This is a genomic window from Polaromonas sp. P4_F6 (assembly GCF_056401275.1).
In genome coordinates this window covers 390,720-403,688 of sequence record NZ_JBFUJQ010000003.1, presented here as the reverse complement: position 1 = coordinate 403,688, position 12,969 = coordinate 390,720, and the positions used below count along the sequence as shown (strand labels likewise).

General features: G+C 60.8%; 16 protein-coding genes. 10 read left to right on the top strand and 6 right to left on the bottom strand.

Translation table 11 applies throughout. The features are described 5' to 3' along the window. The first annotated feature begins 105 nt into the window (after window positions 1–105). The 6 genes from dnaN to AC1DUN_RS11345 all read left to right on the top strand — a co-directional run bounded on the left by dnaN (window position 106) and on the right by AC1DUN_RS11345 (window position 6,800). Window positions 106–1,212, top strand: coding sequence for a DNA polymerase III subunit beta (gene dnaN / locus AC1DUN_RS11370; protein ID WP_074580175.1), 1,107 nt, complete (start codon window positions 106–108; stop codon window positions 1,210–1,212). A 148-nt stretch (window positions 1,213–1,360) separates the two neighbouring features. Beyond that, the gene (gene gyrB / locus AC1DUN_RS11365) at window positions 1,361–3,988 is read left to right on the top strand and encodes a DNA topoisomerase (ATP-hydrolyzing) subunit B (RefSeq protein WP_477714032.1); all 2,628 of its coding nucleotides are present in this window, start codon (window positions 1,361–1,363) and stop codon (window positions 3,986–3,988) included. 166 nt (window positions 3,989–4,154) lie between these two features. Continuing rightward, the gene (locus tag AC1DUN_RS11360) at window positions 4,155–4,619 is read left to right on the top strand and encodes a hypothetical protein (RefSeq protein WP_477714031.1); all 465 of its coding nucleotides are present in this window, start codon (window positions 4,155–4,157) and stop codon (window positions 4,617–4,619) included. A 35-nt stretch (window positions 4,620–4,654) separates the two neighbouring features. After that, window positions 4,655–4,930: a DUF3297 family protein gene (locus AC1DUN_RS11355; protein ID WP_477714030.1), complete on the top strand. Its 276-nt coding sequence runs from the start codon at window positions 4,655–4,657 to the stop codon at window positions 4,928–4,930. Between the two features lie 127 nt (window positions 4,931–5,057). Next, complete coding sequence (locus AC1DUN_RS11350; protein WP_477714029.1) at window positions 5,058–5,678, top strand: 3'-5' exonuclease; 621 nt, start codon at window positions 5,058–5,060, stop codon at window positions 5,676–5,678. A gap of 138 nt (window positions 5,679–5,816) precedes the next feature. Beyond that, a complete protein-coding gene (locus AC1DUN_RS11345; RefSeq protein ID WP_477714028.1) occupies window positions 5,817–6,800 on the top strand; it encodes an HNH endonuclease in 984 nt (327 codons plus the stop codon). 35 nt (window positions 6,801–6,835) lie between these two features. Here AC1DUN_RS11345 and AC1DUN_RS11340 read toward each other — a convergent pair whose 3' ends face one another. Beyond that, complete coding sequence (locus AC1DUN_RS11340; protein ID WP_477714027.1) at window positions 6,836–7,249, bottom strand: hypothetical protein; 414 nt, start codon at window positions 7,247–7,249, stop codon at window positions 6,836–6,838. A 131-nt stretch (window positions 7,250–7,380) separates the two neighbouring features. On the opposite strand from AC1DUN_RS11340, the gene AC1DUN_RS11335 reads away from it, so the two are divergent. From AC1DUN_RS11335 to AC1DUN_RS11325, 3 genes are all read left to right on the top strand, one after another. After that, a complete protein-coding gene (locus tag AC1DUN_RS11335; RefSeq protein WP_477714026.1) occupies window positions 7,381–7,797 on the top strand; it encodes a VOC family protein in 417 nt (138 codons plus the stop codon). Between the two features lie 128 nt (window positions 7,798–7,925). After that, window positions 7,926–8,195 carry a hypothetical protein gene (locus AC1DUN_RS11330; RefSeq protein WP_477714099.1) on the top strand — a complete coding sequence of 90 codons (270 nt, stop codon included), beginning with the start codon at window positions 7,926–7,928 and terminating at the stop codon, window positions 8,193–8,195. A gap of 174 nt (window positions 8,196–8,369) precedes the next feature. Beyond that, on the top strand, window positions 8,370–8,594 hold the full coding sequence (locus AC1DUN_RS11325) for a hypothetical protein (RefSeq protein WP_477664239.1): 225 nt from the start codon (window positions 8,370–8,372) through the stop codon (window positions 8,592–8,594). 22 nt (window positions 8,595–8,616) lie between these two features. On the opposite strand, the gene AC1DUN_RS11320 is transcribed toward AC1DUN_RS11325, so the two are convergent. Both AC1DUN_RS11320 and AC1DUN_RS11315 read right to left on the bottom strand, forming a co-directional pair. Next, a complete protein-coding gene (locus AC1DUN_RS11320) occupies window positions 8,617–9,438 on the bottom strand; it encodes an alpha/beta hydrolase (RefSeq protein ID WP_477714025.1) in 822 nt (273 codons plus the stop codon). A 23-nt stretch (window positions 9,439–9,461) separates the two neighbouring features. Further along, window positions 9,462–10,289 carry an alpha/beta hydrolase gene (locus tag AC1DUN_RS11315; RefSeq protein WP_477714024.1) on the bottom strand — a complete coding sequence of 276 codons (828 nt, stop codon included), beginning with the start codon at window positions 10,287–10,289 and terminating at the stop codon, window positions 9,462–9,464. Between the two features lie 99 nt (window positions 10,290–10,388). Between AC1DUN_RS11315 and AC1DUN_RS11310 the strand changes: the two genes are divergently transcribed. Further along, a complete protein-coding gene (locus AC1DUN_RS11310) occupies window positions 10,389–11,231 on the top strand; it encodes an inositol oxygenase family protein (protein WP_477714023.1) in 843 nt (280 codons plus the stop codon). Between the two features lie 21 nt (window positions 11,232–11,252). Here AC1DUN_RS11310 and AC1DUN_RS11305 read toward each other — a convergent pair whose 3' ends face one another. The 3 genes from AC1DUN_RS11305 to minE all read right to left on the bottom strand — a co-directional run bounded on the left by AC1DUN_RS11305 (window position 11,253) and on the right by minE (window position 12,969). Beyond that, window positions 11,253–12,149: a sigma-70 family RNA polymerase sigma factor gene (locus AC1DUN_RS11305; RefSeq protein WP_477714022.1), complete on the bottom strand. Its 897-nt coding sequence runs from the start codon at window positions 12,147–12,149 to the stop codon at window positions 11,253–11,255. After that, complete coding sequence (locus tag AC1DUN_RS11300; RefSeq protein WP_477714021.1) at window positions 12,124–12,561, bottom strand: putative quinol monooxygenase; 438 nt, start codon at window positions 12,559–12,561, stop codon at window positions 12,124–12,126. The genes AC1DUN_RS11305 and AC1DUN_RS11300 overlap by 26 nt, the downstream gene beginning before the upstream one ends. A 147-nt stretch (window positions 12,562–12,708) precedes the next feature. Beyond that, window positions 12,709–12,969, bottom strand: coding sequence for a cell division topological specificity factor MinE (gene minE / locus AC1DUN_RS11295; RefSeq protein WP_074578574.1), 261 nt, complete (start codon window positions 12,967–12,969; stop codon window positions 12,709–12,711).

The following is a 12,969-nucleotide window of genomic DNA, read 5'->3' as shown; positions in this document are numbered from 1 at the left end:
TGGTTGATCAAAAAGGGGAAAATGGCACTATCCACAGATGGGCTCCCCCCTTATCTACTACTACTAATTTGAATTAAAGAATTAAAGATATATACAGAGGAAGTCATGATCGTTCTGAAAGCAACCCAGGATAAAGTTTTGTCGGTACTGCAATCGGTCGCCGGCATCGTGGAGCGCAGGCACACCTTGCCGATTCTGGCCAACGTGCTGATCCGCAAAACCGGCGCACAGGTGCAGCTGACCACCAGCGATCTTGAAATCCAGATCCGCACCACCGCCGAGCTCGACGGCGACAGCGGCAACTTCACCACCACCGTGGGTGCCCGCAAGCTCATCGACATCCTGCGTTCCATGCCCAGCGACCAGACCGTCTCGCTCGAGTCTTCGCAGAACAAGCTGATCCTCAAGGGCGGCAAAAGCCGCTTCACGCTGCAAACCCTGCCCGCCGAAGACTTCCCCCTGGTCCAGGAAGCCGCGAACTTCGGCCCCGGCTTCTCGGTGCCGCAAAAGGTCCTCAAGGAGCTGCTCAACCAAGTCTCCTTCGCCATGGCCGTGCACGACATCCGCTACTACCTCAACGGCATCCTCTTCGTCGCCGAAGGCAAGCAGCTGAGCCTGGTTGCCACCGACGGCCACCGCCTGGCCTTCTCCTCGGCCATGCTCGATGTTGAAGTGCCCAAGCAGGAAGTGATCCTGCCGCGCAAGACCGTGCTTGAAATGCAGCGCCTGCTCAGCGACAAAGAGGGCGCCATCGAGATGCAGTTCGCCGGCAACCAGGCCAAGTTCAGCTTTGAGGGCATGGAATTCGTCACCAAGCTGGTCGAGGGCAAGTTCCCCGACTACAACCGCGTGATCCCCAAGAACCACAAAAACATCATCACCCTGGGTCGCGTGCCCCTGCTGGCCAGCCTGCAGCGCACCGCGATTTTGACCAGCGAGAAGTTCAAGGGCGTGCGCCTGAACATCGAGCCCGGCACCCTGCGCGTGGCCTCCAACAATGCCGAGCAGGAAGAAGCCGTCGACGAGCTCGACATCGACTACGGCGGCGACGCCATCGAAATCGGCTTCAACGTGACCTACCTTATCGACGCGCTGGCCAATATGGACCAGGACATGGTCAAGATCGAACTGGCCGATTCCAACAGCTCCGCGCTGCTGACCATCCCCGACGATTCGGCCTTCAAATACGTGGTGATGCCCATGCGCATCTAGCGCGCTGAACACACGCCAACAACCATCAGACCCGCGACCCTACGCGGGTTTGGTCATTCAAGAGATTGAAGAAATCGAAGCAATTCGAAAAGAGATCGCGAAACAGCTCACGAAATAGCTCGTGAAAAGATCGGAAAAGAAGCCGGATATGACTGAAGAAAACAAAGTGAACGAAGCCGAACAGGTGCATGTGTCCGAAGGCGCGGCCACCGAGGAAAGCTCCAATTTCCAGCCCAAGATAGACACCAACCAGGCCGGCGCGTCCGAAGCCTATGGTGAAGGCTCCATCCAGATCCTGGAAGGCCTGGAAGCCGTGCGCAAGCGCCCCGGCATGTACATCGGCGACACCTCCGACGGCACCGGCCTGCACCACCTGGTCTTCGAGGTGGTCGACAACTCCATCGACGAAGCCCTGGCCGGCCACTGCGACGACATCGTCGTCACCATCCACACCGACAACTCCGTCAGCGTCACCGACAACGGCCGCGGCATCCCCACCGGCATCAAGATGGACGACAAGCACGAGCCCAAACGCTCGGCCGCCGAAATCGCCCTGACTGAACTGCACGCCGGCGGCAAGTTCAACCAGAACAGCTACAAGGTCTCAGGCGGCCTGCACGGCGTGGGCGTGAGCTGCGTCAACGCACTCAGCAAGATGCTGCGCCTGACGATTCGCCGCGACGGCAAGGTCCACGTCATGGAGTTCTCGCGCGGCTTTGTGCAGAACCGCATCGTCGAGACCATCGACGGCGTTGATGTCTCGCCCATGAAGGTCATGGACGACACCGACAAGCGCGGCACCGAAGTCCACTTCCTGCCCGACACCGAGATCTTCAAAGAGAACAACGACTTCCACTATGAAATCCTCAGCAAGCGCCTGCGCGAACTGAGCTTCCTCAACAACGGCGTGCGCATTCGCCTGAAAGACGAGCGCACCGGCAAGGAAGACGACTTCGCCGGCGCCGGCGGCGTCAAGGGTTTTGTCGAGTTCATCAACAAGGGCAAGACCGTCCTGCATCCCAATGTGTTTGCCGCCATGGGCGACCGCCAGAGCGACCAGGGCACCAACATCGGCGTCGAAGTCGCCATGCAGTGGAACAGCGGCTACAGCGAGCAAGTCCTCTGCTTCACCAACAACATTCCCCAGCGTGACGGCGGCACCCACCTGACCGGCCTGCGCGCCGCCATGACCCGCGTCATCAACAAATACATCGACGACAGCGAGCTGGCCAAAAAAGCCAAAGTTGAAGTCACCGGCGACGACATGCGCGAAGGCCTGTGCTGTGTGCTCAGCGTCAAGGTGCCCGAGCCCAAGTTCAGCAGCCAGACCAAGGACAAACTGGTTTCCAGCGAAGTGCGCGGCCCGGTCGAGGACATCGTGAGCCGTTTGCTGCACGACTACCTGCAGGAACGCCCCAACGACGCGAAAATCATCGTCGGCAAGATCATTGAAGCCGCCCGCGCCCGTGAAGCCGCCCGCAAGGCCCGCGACATGACGCGCCGCAAAGGTGTGCTCGACGGCATGGGCCTGCCCGGCAAGCTGGCCGACTGCCAGGAAAAAGACCCCGCCATGTGCGAGATCTACCTGGTCGAGGGTGACTCCGCCGGCGGCTCCGCCAAACAGGGCCGCGACCGTAAATTCCAGGCCATCCTGCCGCTGCGCGGCAAGATCCTCAACGTCGAAAAAGCCCGCTATGAAAAGCTGCTGACCAGCAATGAAATTTTGACGCTAATCACCGCCCTGGGCACCGGCATCGGCAAGGCCGGCGGCGTGGGCGGCACGGCCGGCACCGACGACTTCAATGTCGCCAAGCTGCGCTACCACCGCATCATCATCATGACCGACGCCGACGTTGACGGTGCCCACATCCGCACTCTGCTGCTGACCTTCTTCTACCGCCAGATGCCCGAGCTCGTCGAGCGTGGCCACATCTACATCGCCCAGCCGCCGCTCTACAAAGTCAAGGCCGGCAAGGAAGAGCAGTACCTCAAGGACACCGCGGCCCTGGACGGCTTTTTGCTGCGCATTGCGCTCAAGGATGCCAGCGTGCAGGTCGGCCCCGACGAAAAATCCATCCTCACCGGCGACACCCTGGCCGAGCTCGCGCGCAAGCACCAGCTGGCCGAGTCCGTCATTGCCCGCCTGCGCGGCTTTATGGATGCCGAGGCCCTGCGCGCGATTGCCGACGGCGTGAGCCTGAACCTGGACACCGTGGCCGACGCTGAAGTCTCAGCCGTGGCCCTGCAGGCCAAGCTGCGCGAACTCAACACCACCGGCACCCCCGCCGAAGTGGCCGGCGAGTTTGACACCCGCAACGACAAACCGATCCTGCGCATCAGCCGCCGCCACCACGGCAACGTCAAGAGCAGCGTCATCACGCAGGACTTTGTGCACGGCGCCGACTACGCCACCCTGGCCGAAGCGGCCGCCACCTTCAGGGGCCTGATCAGCAGCGAAGGCGCCAAAGTCTTGCGCGGCGAAGGCGAGCGCCAGAAGGAAGAAAAAATCAGCGACTTCCGCCAGGCCATGGCCTGGTTGATCGGCCAGGCCGAAAACGCCACCGCCCGCCAGCGCTACAAAGGCCTGGGCGAGATGAACCCCGCCCAGCTCTGGGAAACGACGATGGACCCGACCGTGCGCCGCCTGCTGCGCGTGCAGATCGACGACGCCATCGAGGCCGACCGCGTCTTCACCATGCTGATGGGCGACGAGGTCGAGCCGCGCCGCGAGTTTATTGAGCAGAACGCCTTGCGCGCCGCCAATATCGACGTTTAAGCCGAGCTTTGTTTTAGGAGTGTCACCATGCAGAGAACGGTCGTCAAAACCAGTTTGCATAAGTCGCAAATGACAACCGACCTTGCTTATTGGCTTGCCCAGCCTGTGCAGGCGCGTATTGATGCGGTAGAAACTCTGCGTCTTCAACACAGTCAAGGACAGCCTCATGTTGACACCCGACTTCAAAGAGTTTGCCGCGTTACTCAACTCAAACGGAGTTAAGTACCTCGTAGTTGGGGGTTACGCACTCGCTGCTTACGGGCACCCCCGCTACACAGGTGATCTGGACTTCTGGGTTGGTACCGAGGAAGAAAACGCGGGTCGCGTGTTGACGGCATTGGCTGAATTCGGGTTCGGAAGCCTGGGTATTAAAAGGGAAGACCTAACGTCGCCCAACCAGGTCATACAGATGGGGTTTCCTCCAGCACGAATTGACTTGCTGACCAGCATCGATGGGGTTAATTTTGCGGAGTGCTACGAACGCCGGATGATTGTTGAGGTGGACGGCTTGCCTCTAGGGTTTATCGCACTGGAAGATTTCAAGGCAAACAAGAAGGCCGTTGGACGACACAAAGACCTGGCGGACCTTGAAGCACTTGAAGTGATTCAGGACAAGACACCGCCAGGATAATGAATTGAAGTATTGATCAGTAAAAGAAAATGACCATGACCGAAGAAACCACAACAACAGCTGCAGCAGCGACCACAGAACGCCCGGCGCTGCCCGATCACCTCTCCACCGACGAGCGCAGCCCGCACTTCGTCAGGGCCATCTTTGAGCACGACGTCGGCATACGCTTTAACGACAAGGAACGCTTTGACGTCGCCGAATACTGCATCAGCGAAGGCTGGATCAAGGTCCCCGTCGGCAACAAGGTCGACCGCAAGGGCAACCCGCTGATGATCAAGCTCAAGGGCAAGGTTGAGGCGTTTTACAAATAGGCAAAAAACGCCTGGCCGTGGTCGTTGTGATGACCAGGCGGCCACCGATCAACACCATGAAGTGTTTACCTCCCACAGGTGATCTTCATGGTGTTTTTCTTTGCGTAAACAACAACATCAGCAAACCATGAGCTGCATCGCCGTCATCGACTTCGAGACCACAGGCCTGTCACCCGCCATGGGCGACCGTGCGACCGAAATCGCCATCGTGCTCGTCGATCAAGCCAGCGGCAAAGTAGTGGACCGCTTCCAGAGCCTCATGAACGCGGGGCGCTACATCCCGTCCTTTATCGAAAGCCTGACAGGCATCAGCAACGCCATGGTCGCCGCCGCGCCCGCGGCCGATACCGTGATGAGGGAAGCCAGCCGCTTTGTCGGCAGCGCCCCCATGGTGGCCCACAACGCCTCCTTTGACCGCCGCTTCTGGGAAGCTGAACTCAGCCTGGCCGGCGAACAAGCAGTCAGCCGGCCCTTTGCCTGCACCATGCTGGTCGCCAGAAGGCTATACCCCCAGGCCCCCAGCCACAAGCTAGGTGTACTGATCGACTACCACCGCCTGCCCAAAGCCGGCCGCGCCCACAGGGCCATGGCCGATGCGGAGATGGCGGCTTCCTTGTTGGGCCAGATCCAGGATGATTTGCGTAGCCGGCATCGGGTGGCGCGGCCTGATCATGGTTTGTTGCTGGCGCTGCAGCGTTGTGCGAAGCCGGGGGTCTCGGCGTTGATGTCTAAGTTCGCAGAAGCGTGAAAGTGGTGCTCTTGGGGCTTCTGATCGCTTGTGGGTTTGTATAGCTGTGGATACCATGGACTAATCTGCTCTTATTGAGTCGCTTCAAGAGCAGGAGGGCCAGCGTGGCTGGCGTCCAATCGGGATGGCGGGAATAAATTGCGTTACTGGTGGGTCAATCAAAATCAGACCTATCGCCAAGAAGTGGAGGGCGGCTATCTCTGGTCGCCTAAACGCAAAGCAAACCAAGCTCGAAATCCTTTCTACGATTTCATGCGCGAGGTATCTCCTGGCGATGTGATCTTCTCTTTTGCTGGGACCGTGATTGCCGCCATTGGTATTGCGACATCCAATGCGCAGGAGTCACCTAAGCCAGCCGAGTTCGGAACCACCGGTGCATATTGGGAAAATGTTGGTTGGCGAGTCAACGTATCGTTCGTCGAGCTGCGTTCGCGGGTTCGGCCTTCCGATCACATGGGTGTGCTGGCTCCCTTGCTTCAAAAGGTTTACGCACCACTGCGCCCAGACGGCATAGGCATGCAAGGTGTTTACCTAACCTATTTGCCGGATGCCTTTGCTGCCGCGCTTGTTAACCTTCTTGGAGCTGAAGCGCGAACTTTGGTTATGGGGTTCCGGGCGACCGAATCTGCTCCAGTCCAACCATCTGTTATTCAGATTCAGTGGGAAGAGTATTTAATTGCCCAGGTTCAACGCAACAGCAAGATAACCGAGACGGAGAAGGAAACTGTTGTGATGGCGCGCCGTGGCCAAGGTCTTTTTAAACAACGTGTGATGCAGTTGGAGAGGGCGTGCCGGATAACTGGAGTCACAAAAGAAGCTCATTTGCGAGCCAGCCATTGCAAACCTTGGCGCGATTCCTCTAATGAAGAGCGATTGGACGGCGAAAACGGGCTCCTACTTACGCCAACAATGGATCACTTATTTGATCAGGGATTTATTGGGTTCGAGGGAAATGGAGATTTGATAATTTCTCCGGTGGCGCATTTAGAGTCATTGGCACGAATGGGTCTCTCGCCAGGCGACAAGCGCAATGTTGGATCCTTTTCTTCTGGGCAGCGGGGTTATTTGGAATACCACCGCGATGAAGTTTTACTTCGCTCAAAATTCTTGCCTCACAAGTAGCACGTCATCTGCTTTGGGGGTTAGGAGGAGAACTCCTATTGCTTCATGGATTGATCAATGAGTACTGGGAGTTTTTCGGCATGCTCTTTGCTCAATTCCTTGTAGCGCCGCGCCCATTGCACCAAATCGTCGAGCAGATTAACAACTTGAAGCGTGATAAATAGGGAGAGTCCGAAGCCGATCAGGACATCTCTTTTCGTGGCGGCTTCCGTACTGTTAAGAAGAAAAAATGCGTACCAGAAGGAGTAGCAAAAAATAAGTACATCCATGACGACGAAGAGAAGCTTCTTATTCACCAGTCGGTTTACCGTCTGCTTATGTGGTTCCAGTTTTGTTTTAAGAATGAAGCCAGCGATCTCACGCGCGATCCACAATGCGAGCACGCCGACAATACTCAAAGATATTTCCATGGCAATGATCTCCCGTGTTTGTTTTACTGGCTCGATCATCCATTAAGTCTCTTAGTTAATCTAGAGAGAGTGGCATTGGGGAGAAAATCCCGTTTCATCGTGTGCCTACTTGTTGCCATTAGTCCATTGACTGACTAACCTCGCTCCTTCCAATCCGGAAGGAAACACTTATGCCCAACACTCCCTCCATCCCTCACAGCATCATGTCCCACGTCTCCGTGGGCACCAATGACTACCCACGTGCCAAGGCTTTCTACACCGCCGTGCTCGCCACGTTGGAGGTCAAGGTGATGATGGAGCACCCCGGTGCCATGGCCTTTGGGCGGGCGTATCCGGAGTTCTGGGTGGGGGTGCCGCATGACGGGGGCAGGGCGCAGGTGGGCAATGGCTCGCACTTTGGTTTTCTGGCCGTTTCTAAAGCACAGGTCGATGCTTTTTATGCCAAGGCGCTGGAGCTGGGCGGCCAGAGCGATGGCGCGCCGGGCCCGCGTGATCTGTATGGGCCGCAGTATTACGGGGCTTTTGTGCGCGACCTGGATGGGCACAAGATTGAGGCCATGTTCTGGGATGAGGCGGCCGGGGGCTGAGCTGCCTGCTTCGCCTTCTCCTCGCCTTGTCGTGCGGGGGCACAGGGCTTCGTCTGACAGGGGCGGGCTGTGGGGGTTTCCAGAATGGATTGATCAACCCAACCACCCTTCACAAGGAGACGTGCATCATGGCCATGAAACCAGGCAAGCCCAATGTCCAGCGCAGTGTGGGCATCACCGGCACGGATGCCGACCCGACCGTCGAGCAGGACAACAACACCAGCCCCAAGGCCGCCCCATCAGGCCACGGCGGCAAGGTGGAGAACGACTTCAACCAGGTGGGCGAACAAAAGCCCACCCAGCGCAACGAAGGCCAGCGCACGGCCAACAGCCGCAGCGACCGCGAGTCGCATGTGGGTGGCAGCAACCAGCTGCAGTCGCGCCGCGGCAGGGCCTAGCCGGCCCCGCCGGGCAGGCATTTACGTAAAGATACCGGCCGCCGGGCCGCGCCGGCTGGGCATTGGCGCAAATTGATACATAGCGCAACATGGCAGACGCACGACCCTAAGCCTGGCGGCGCAGCATCGAGGCTTGTTGTTTTTGCTGATGTTGTTGAGACCGGAGTGCCTGCCATGAAGAAGCTTGCCGACTTTTTGTTCCGCCCGCGTTATTTGCGCGCGATTCCCTCGCTGGTGGTGCTGACCACCGCCATGGCCTGGGGTGTGGCGCCGGACCCGGATGTGATGGACACCATGCAGAAGGCAGAGAAGCGCGCGGGTGTGAGCCTGGCGCTTAACCATGCGGCCGTGGGCAGCAGCCCCAGCGACCTGCCGCAGGACAAGCCTGAGCAGGCTTGAGCGGCCTGCCTTCTTCTTTCTCTCAAGGCTTTGCCGCAATCACCCAACGGCTGATCTTGCCGACCACATCGGCCTCCAGCCCGTTAAAGCCGTGGTAGGCCATGGCCTCGCAGGGGTCGCCGCGGCTTTGGCCGCCGCTCACGCTGATGAGTTCGGCTTTGGGTGTTTTGCTGAGCTTGTCCATCATGGCCGGGATCTCGCTGAAGGGGCAGACCTTGCAGCCGTCGCTTTCATGGTGCACCACGAGCACGGGGATGCCGAGCTTTTCCAGCGGCATTCGGGGCACGGCGCGGCCGTTGGGGTCCAGCAGGATGCTGGATGTCAGCACCAGGCCGTCGGGGCCGCCCTGCTCGGGCGTGGCTTCGGTGGCGACATAAGCGGCCGACTGGGTGCCGCGGCTGGTGCCGACCAGCCACACGGGGACAGGTGATTGCTGCTTGAGCCAGGCAATGGCGGCCAGCACATCGGCCCTGTGCTCAGGCCGCTGCCGGTTGCCCGAGAGGTAGGGCGGCGACTGTTTGTCGGAAGGCGCGTCTATGACGGCGACGGCCAGGCCGGCGTCGGCAAACAGCTGGCGCGTGCGCACGAGGAAGTTGCCCTCGCCCCAGCCAAAGCTGCCCCCGTCCTTGATTTGCAAGCCCCCATGGCCGCCGGCCAGCAGGATGACCGAGGCCTTGGGTGCGCCCGCGGGGGCGATATAGACAAAGCGCTGGGTGACGCCGGGGCGGGTGGGGATGTCGACCACACGCGGCGCGGCGCTTTGCGCAAAAGCCGGCCGGCCGGCCAGCAGCGCGCACAGGCCCAGCAGCAGCCACAGGCGGCGGGGAAAGAGGCGGGTGTTCATGGTGGTCCTTCTGCTGTTTTTTGTCAGTTGACGGCAGCCTTGATCCACTGCACCACGGCCTCGCCGGCGACGACGGGCGTGCTCAGGTGGTTGGCCTTGACTTCGAGGTACTGGCTTTTGGGGTTGGCGGGCAGCTTGTCGACGAAGTAGGCGCGCGCGTATTTGCTGATGCCGTCCTCGTCGCCCACCACGGTGAGCACGGGCGTGGCGGCCGGGATGCGCGGGGCGCTGACGCCCATGTCGGCGTCGGAACCTGGGTCGAAATAGCTCAAATAGTCTTTGGCGCTGGTGACCACGGCTTGCTGTTTGCCCTGGTTGATGTCGTAAAAGCGTTCACGCGCATCGCCCTTGCCGGCGGCGACCAGCTTGCGGGCTTCATCCACGCTTTCGCGCACCGCGGTGTTTTGCTGGAAGGCGTAGTAGCGCGCGGGCACATGGCCGGGTGCCAGCAGCACCAGGGCCTGCACGTCGCCGCCGCGCGCCGCAAAACCCATGGCGGCCGGCGAGCCCATGCTGTGGCCGGCGATCACGATGGCGGTGGCGCCCTGGCTGCGCAGGGTTTTGACATGCGCGGCGATTTCGGCCATGGCGCTGTCCCAGCTACCGTCCAGGTAGCGGCCGCGCGACCAGGGCATGTCGGGAAAGAGCACCAGCATGCCCGCGCCTTCGAGCACGGGCTTGAGGCGGCCCATATTGGGGTCGTTGTTGCTGCCGGGGCTTTTGCCGTGCAGCATGAGCACGCCGATTTTGGGCTGGGCCTGGGCCACGGCACCCGTGAGGCATGCCAAGGCCAGCAACAGGCCTGTGGCAAGGGTGCGCAAGAGGGCGCGTAAGAGGGTTGTGCGTGGCATGGGGTGCTTTCAGTGCACGGGGTGCGGCCCAATATAGCCGCTGCGGCCCGGCGCGCCAGCGGGTTTGCACGCAGTCGCGGCGCTTTCTACAATCGGCTGATGATGAACGCCGCCACGCCCCACGCCGCCAGCCCCGCTTTACAAACCACCGCCCTGCTGGCCAGCGAGCCCGAGCGCGCCGCCTACCGCGATTACGACCAGCCCGGCATAGACAGGGTGCGCAACTTTTACCGCAACAACCACCAGCACCAGACGCTGGACTTTGTGCGGGCCAAGAAGGCCCAGTGGCTGGGTTTTGGGCAGCGCGAGATGACGCCCTGGGCGGCGCTGGAGTTCCTGAACACCCTGGTCGATGAGTCGGACCCGGACATCGAGCTGCCGCAGATCAGCCACCTGCTGCAGACCGCCGAAGCGATTCGCGCCGACGGCCACCCCGACTGGTTTGTGCTGACGGGTTTTATCCACGACCTGGGCAAGGTGCTGTGCCTGTTCGGCGAGCCGCAGTGGGCGGTGGTGGGCGACACCTTCCCGGTGGGCTGCCGTTTTTCGGAGCGCATTGTGTACCCCGAGTACTTTGCGCTGAACCCTGACAGCAACGATGCCCGCTACAACAGCGAGAACGGCATTTACACGCCCGGCTGCGGGCTAGACGCGGTGCACATGTCATGGGGTCACGACGAATATTTGTACCAGCTCATGAAGCCCTACCTGCCGCTGCCGGCGCTGTACATGATCCGCTATCACTCGTTTTATGCCTGGCACCGGGAAGGGGGGTATGGGCATTTGACCGATGCCCAGGATAAGGCGCACCTCTCATGGGTGCAGAAGTTCAACCCCTATGACCTTTATTCCAAGAATGACAAGCCGCCGGTGCTGGCTGAACTCAAGCCTTATTACGACGAGCTGATGGCCAAGTATTTGCCGGCCAGCCTCAAGCTGTAGCGATCGCCGACGGCGGCACGGCTACAGCGACGCGTGTTCAACGTCCGCCATCACATAGCGGGCAAACAGAAAATCGCGAATCGTCGACACGCGTTCGCCGGACCAGCCCAGCACCACAAAATAGTCCGGCCGCCGCAGCTCGGCGAGCTGTTGCTGTTGAATCAGCACGGCGGGCCGGCCCTCGACCAGGCCCGGCCAGGCTCTCCAGCCCGGCGCCTCTCTGTAGCGCGTAAAGTACTCGCCGACGGCAGGCCCCTGCAGGCGCCGCCGGTTCACCAGGTCGAGCTGCACGTCGGCGGCCAGCATGCTGCGAAGCGTGTCGAAGTCGTGTGCGTTGAACAGCTCGACATACCTTCGCAGCAGCCCTTCTTCAGCGGCGGACAAGGCGGCGCGCTTGCCCGCCGCCGCCGTTTGCCCCACCAGCTCGCGCAGGCGGCCGCGCCCGCGCTGCAGCAGGGACTTGACCGCGGGCACCGTGGTGCCGAGGATCTCGCCGACCTCTTCGGCGGAATAGTCCAGCACATCGAACAGGATGACCACGCTGCGCTGGGAGGCGGGCATGTGCATAAAGGTCGGCAAGGCCGCGGCGGCCGCCTCGCGCCGCGCCAGTTCGTCGACGGGGTGGACGATCAGGTCCATGTCGTCCTCCTCCTGCGTGCCGTTCGCGCGCGCCCTGCGGCGCAGCAGGTCGAGTGCCAGGTTGTGGGCGATGCGGAACAGCCAGCCCTCGGGGTTGGCTATCGGCTGGTCCGGCGGGGCTGACTCCAGCGCGCGCACCAGGGCATCCTGGACAATGTCTTCGCCGTCGAGGGCTGAGCCCACCATCCTGGCGCAGTAGCGGTGCAGGGTGGGCCGCAGCCGCTCGAGGTCCACCGACGACAGGGGATGCGAATCAGGCGGCAATGGTGGAGATGACATCACAAATCGTCGCTTCCATCTGCGCGATCGCCTTGATGCGTTCAAAGTATTCCGGCATTTCGGGGCGCTGCCGCATCGTCGCGATCGCGTCGGCGCTGCGCCATTGGCCGTAGATTATCACGCGCTTGCCGTCGCGCGAGACATGCAAAGAGGACGAGACGAAGCCGGGGACTTTGGAAATCCAGGCGTCGGTTCCTTCCTTGAGCAGCGCCACAAGCCGGTCGAGGTTTTCAGGGGAGACGCTGAAGACGTTGATCAGCGTGGTGAGTTTGGCATCGGGGTTGATGTTGAGTGTCATGGTGTGGGGTTTCGGTTGGGAGGGTGAGGCAAAGGGCGCGCTCGCCGCGAGCACCAGCGCGCCGGCAAGCAGCTTGCGCCGGCCAGGCCGGCCGGGGGTGTGTGGTATCGACATGAACAGGCTCCGCGAACCCGTACAGGAGGGCTCGTACCTGTATAGACGTTGGGCAAGGGCCAAACGAATCGGTCCAGGCGATTTTTTTGGCGAGGCCGTGGCGCCATTGACGGCGCCAGCGGGATGCCCACAGGAGAGGGCTGCCGGCTACTTCTTGTCGGGCAGCTCGATCTTCACTTCCAGCACATCGAGGTTGTCCTGCCGCTCCAGGTGCAGCTTGATGTGCTCAGGGTTGATGGGAATGTATTTGGCAATCACCGCGATCAGGTCGCGTTGCAGCGCGGGCAGGTAGTCTGGCTTGGGGCTGCGGTCGGTGCGCTCGTGCGCCAGGATGATCTGCAACCGCTCTTTCGCGACGTTGGCGGTTTTCTTCTTCTCGCCAAGCAGGAAGGACAAAAAAGACGCCAT

Excerpts from the sequence above, each read along its gene's own strand:
- gyrB (WP_477714032.1), top strand. The coding sequence starts at position 1,361 with ATGACTGAAGAAAACAAAGTGAACGAAGCCGAACAGGTGCATGTGTCC.
- AC1DUN_RS11355 (WP_477714030.1), top strand. The coding sequence starts at position 4,655 with ATGACCGAAGAAACCACAACAACAGCTGCAGCAGCGACCACAGAACGC.
- AC1DUN_RS11340 (WP_477714027.1), bottom strand. The coding sequence starts at position 7,249 with ATGATCGAGCCAGTAAAACAAACACGGGAGATCATTGCCATGGAAATA.
- dnaN (WP_074580175.1), top strand. The coding sequence starts at position 106 with ATGATCGTTCTGAAAGCAACCCAGGATAAAGTTTTGTCGGTACTGCAA.
- AC1DUN_RS11335 (WP_477714026.1), top strand. The coding sequence starts at position 7,381 with ATGCCCAACACTCCCTCCATCCCTCACAGCATCATGTCCCACGTCTCC.
- AC1DUN_RS11330 (WP_477714099.1), top strand. The coding sequence starts at position 7,926 with ATGGCCATGAAACCAGGCAAGCCCAATGTCCAGCGCAGTGTGGGCATC.
- minE (WP_074578574.1), bottom strand. The coding sequence starts at position 12,969 with ATGGCGTCTTTTTTGTCCTTCCTGCTTGGCGAGAAGAAGAAAACCGCC.
- AC1DUN_RS11350 (WP_477714029.1), top strand. The coding sequence starts at position 5,058 with ATGAGCTGCATCGCCGTCATCGACTTCGAGACCACAGGCCTGTCACCC.
- AC1DUN_RS11310 (WP_477714023.1), top strand. The coding sequence starts at position 10,389 with ATGATGAACGCCGCCACGCCCCACGCCGCCAGCCCCGCTTTACAAACC.
- AC1DUN_RS11325 (WP_477664239.1), top strand. The coding sequence starts at position 8,370 with ATGAAGAAGCTTGCCGACTTTTTGTTCCGCCCGCGTTATTTGCGCGCG.
- AC1DUN_RS11360 (WP_477714031.1), top strand. The coding sequence starts at position 4,155 with ATGTTGACACCCGACTTCAAAGAGTTTGCCGCGTTACTCAACTCAAAC.
- AC1DUN_RS11305 (WP_477714022.1), bottom strand. The coding sequence starts at position 12,149 with ATGTCATCTCCACCATTGCCGCCTGATTCGCATCCCCTGTCGTCGGTG.
- AC1DUN_RS11315 (WP_477714024.1), bottom strand. The coding sequence starts at position 10,289 with ATGCCACGCACAACCCTCTTACGCGCCCTCTTGCGCACCCTTGCCACA.
- AC1DUN_RS11320 (WP_477714025.1), bottom strand. The coding sequence starts at position 9,438 with ATGAACACCCGCCTCTTTCCCCGCCGCCTGTGGCTGCTGCTGGGCCTG.
- AC1DUN_RS11300 (WP_477714021.1), bottom strand. The coding sequence starts at position 12,561 with ATGTCGATACCACACACCCCCGGCCGGCCTGGCCGGCGCAAGCTGCTT.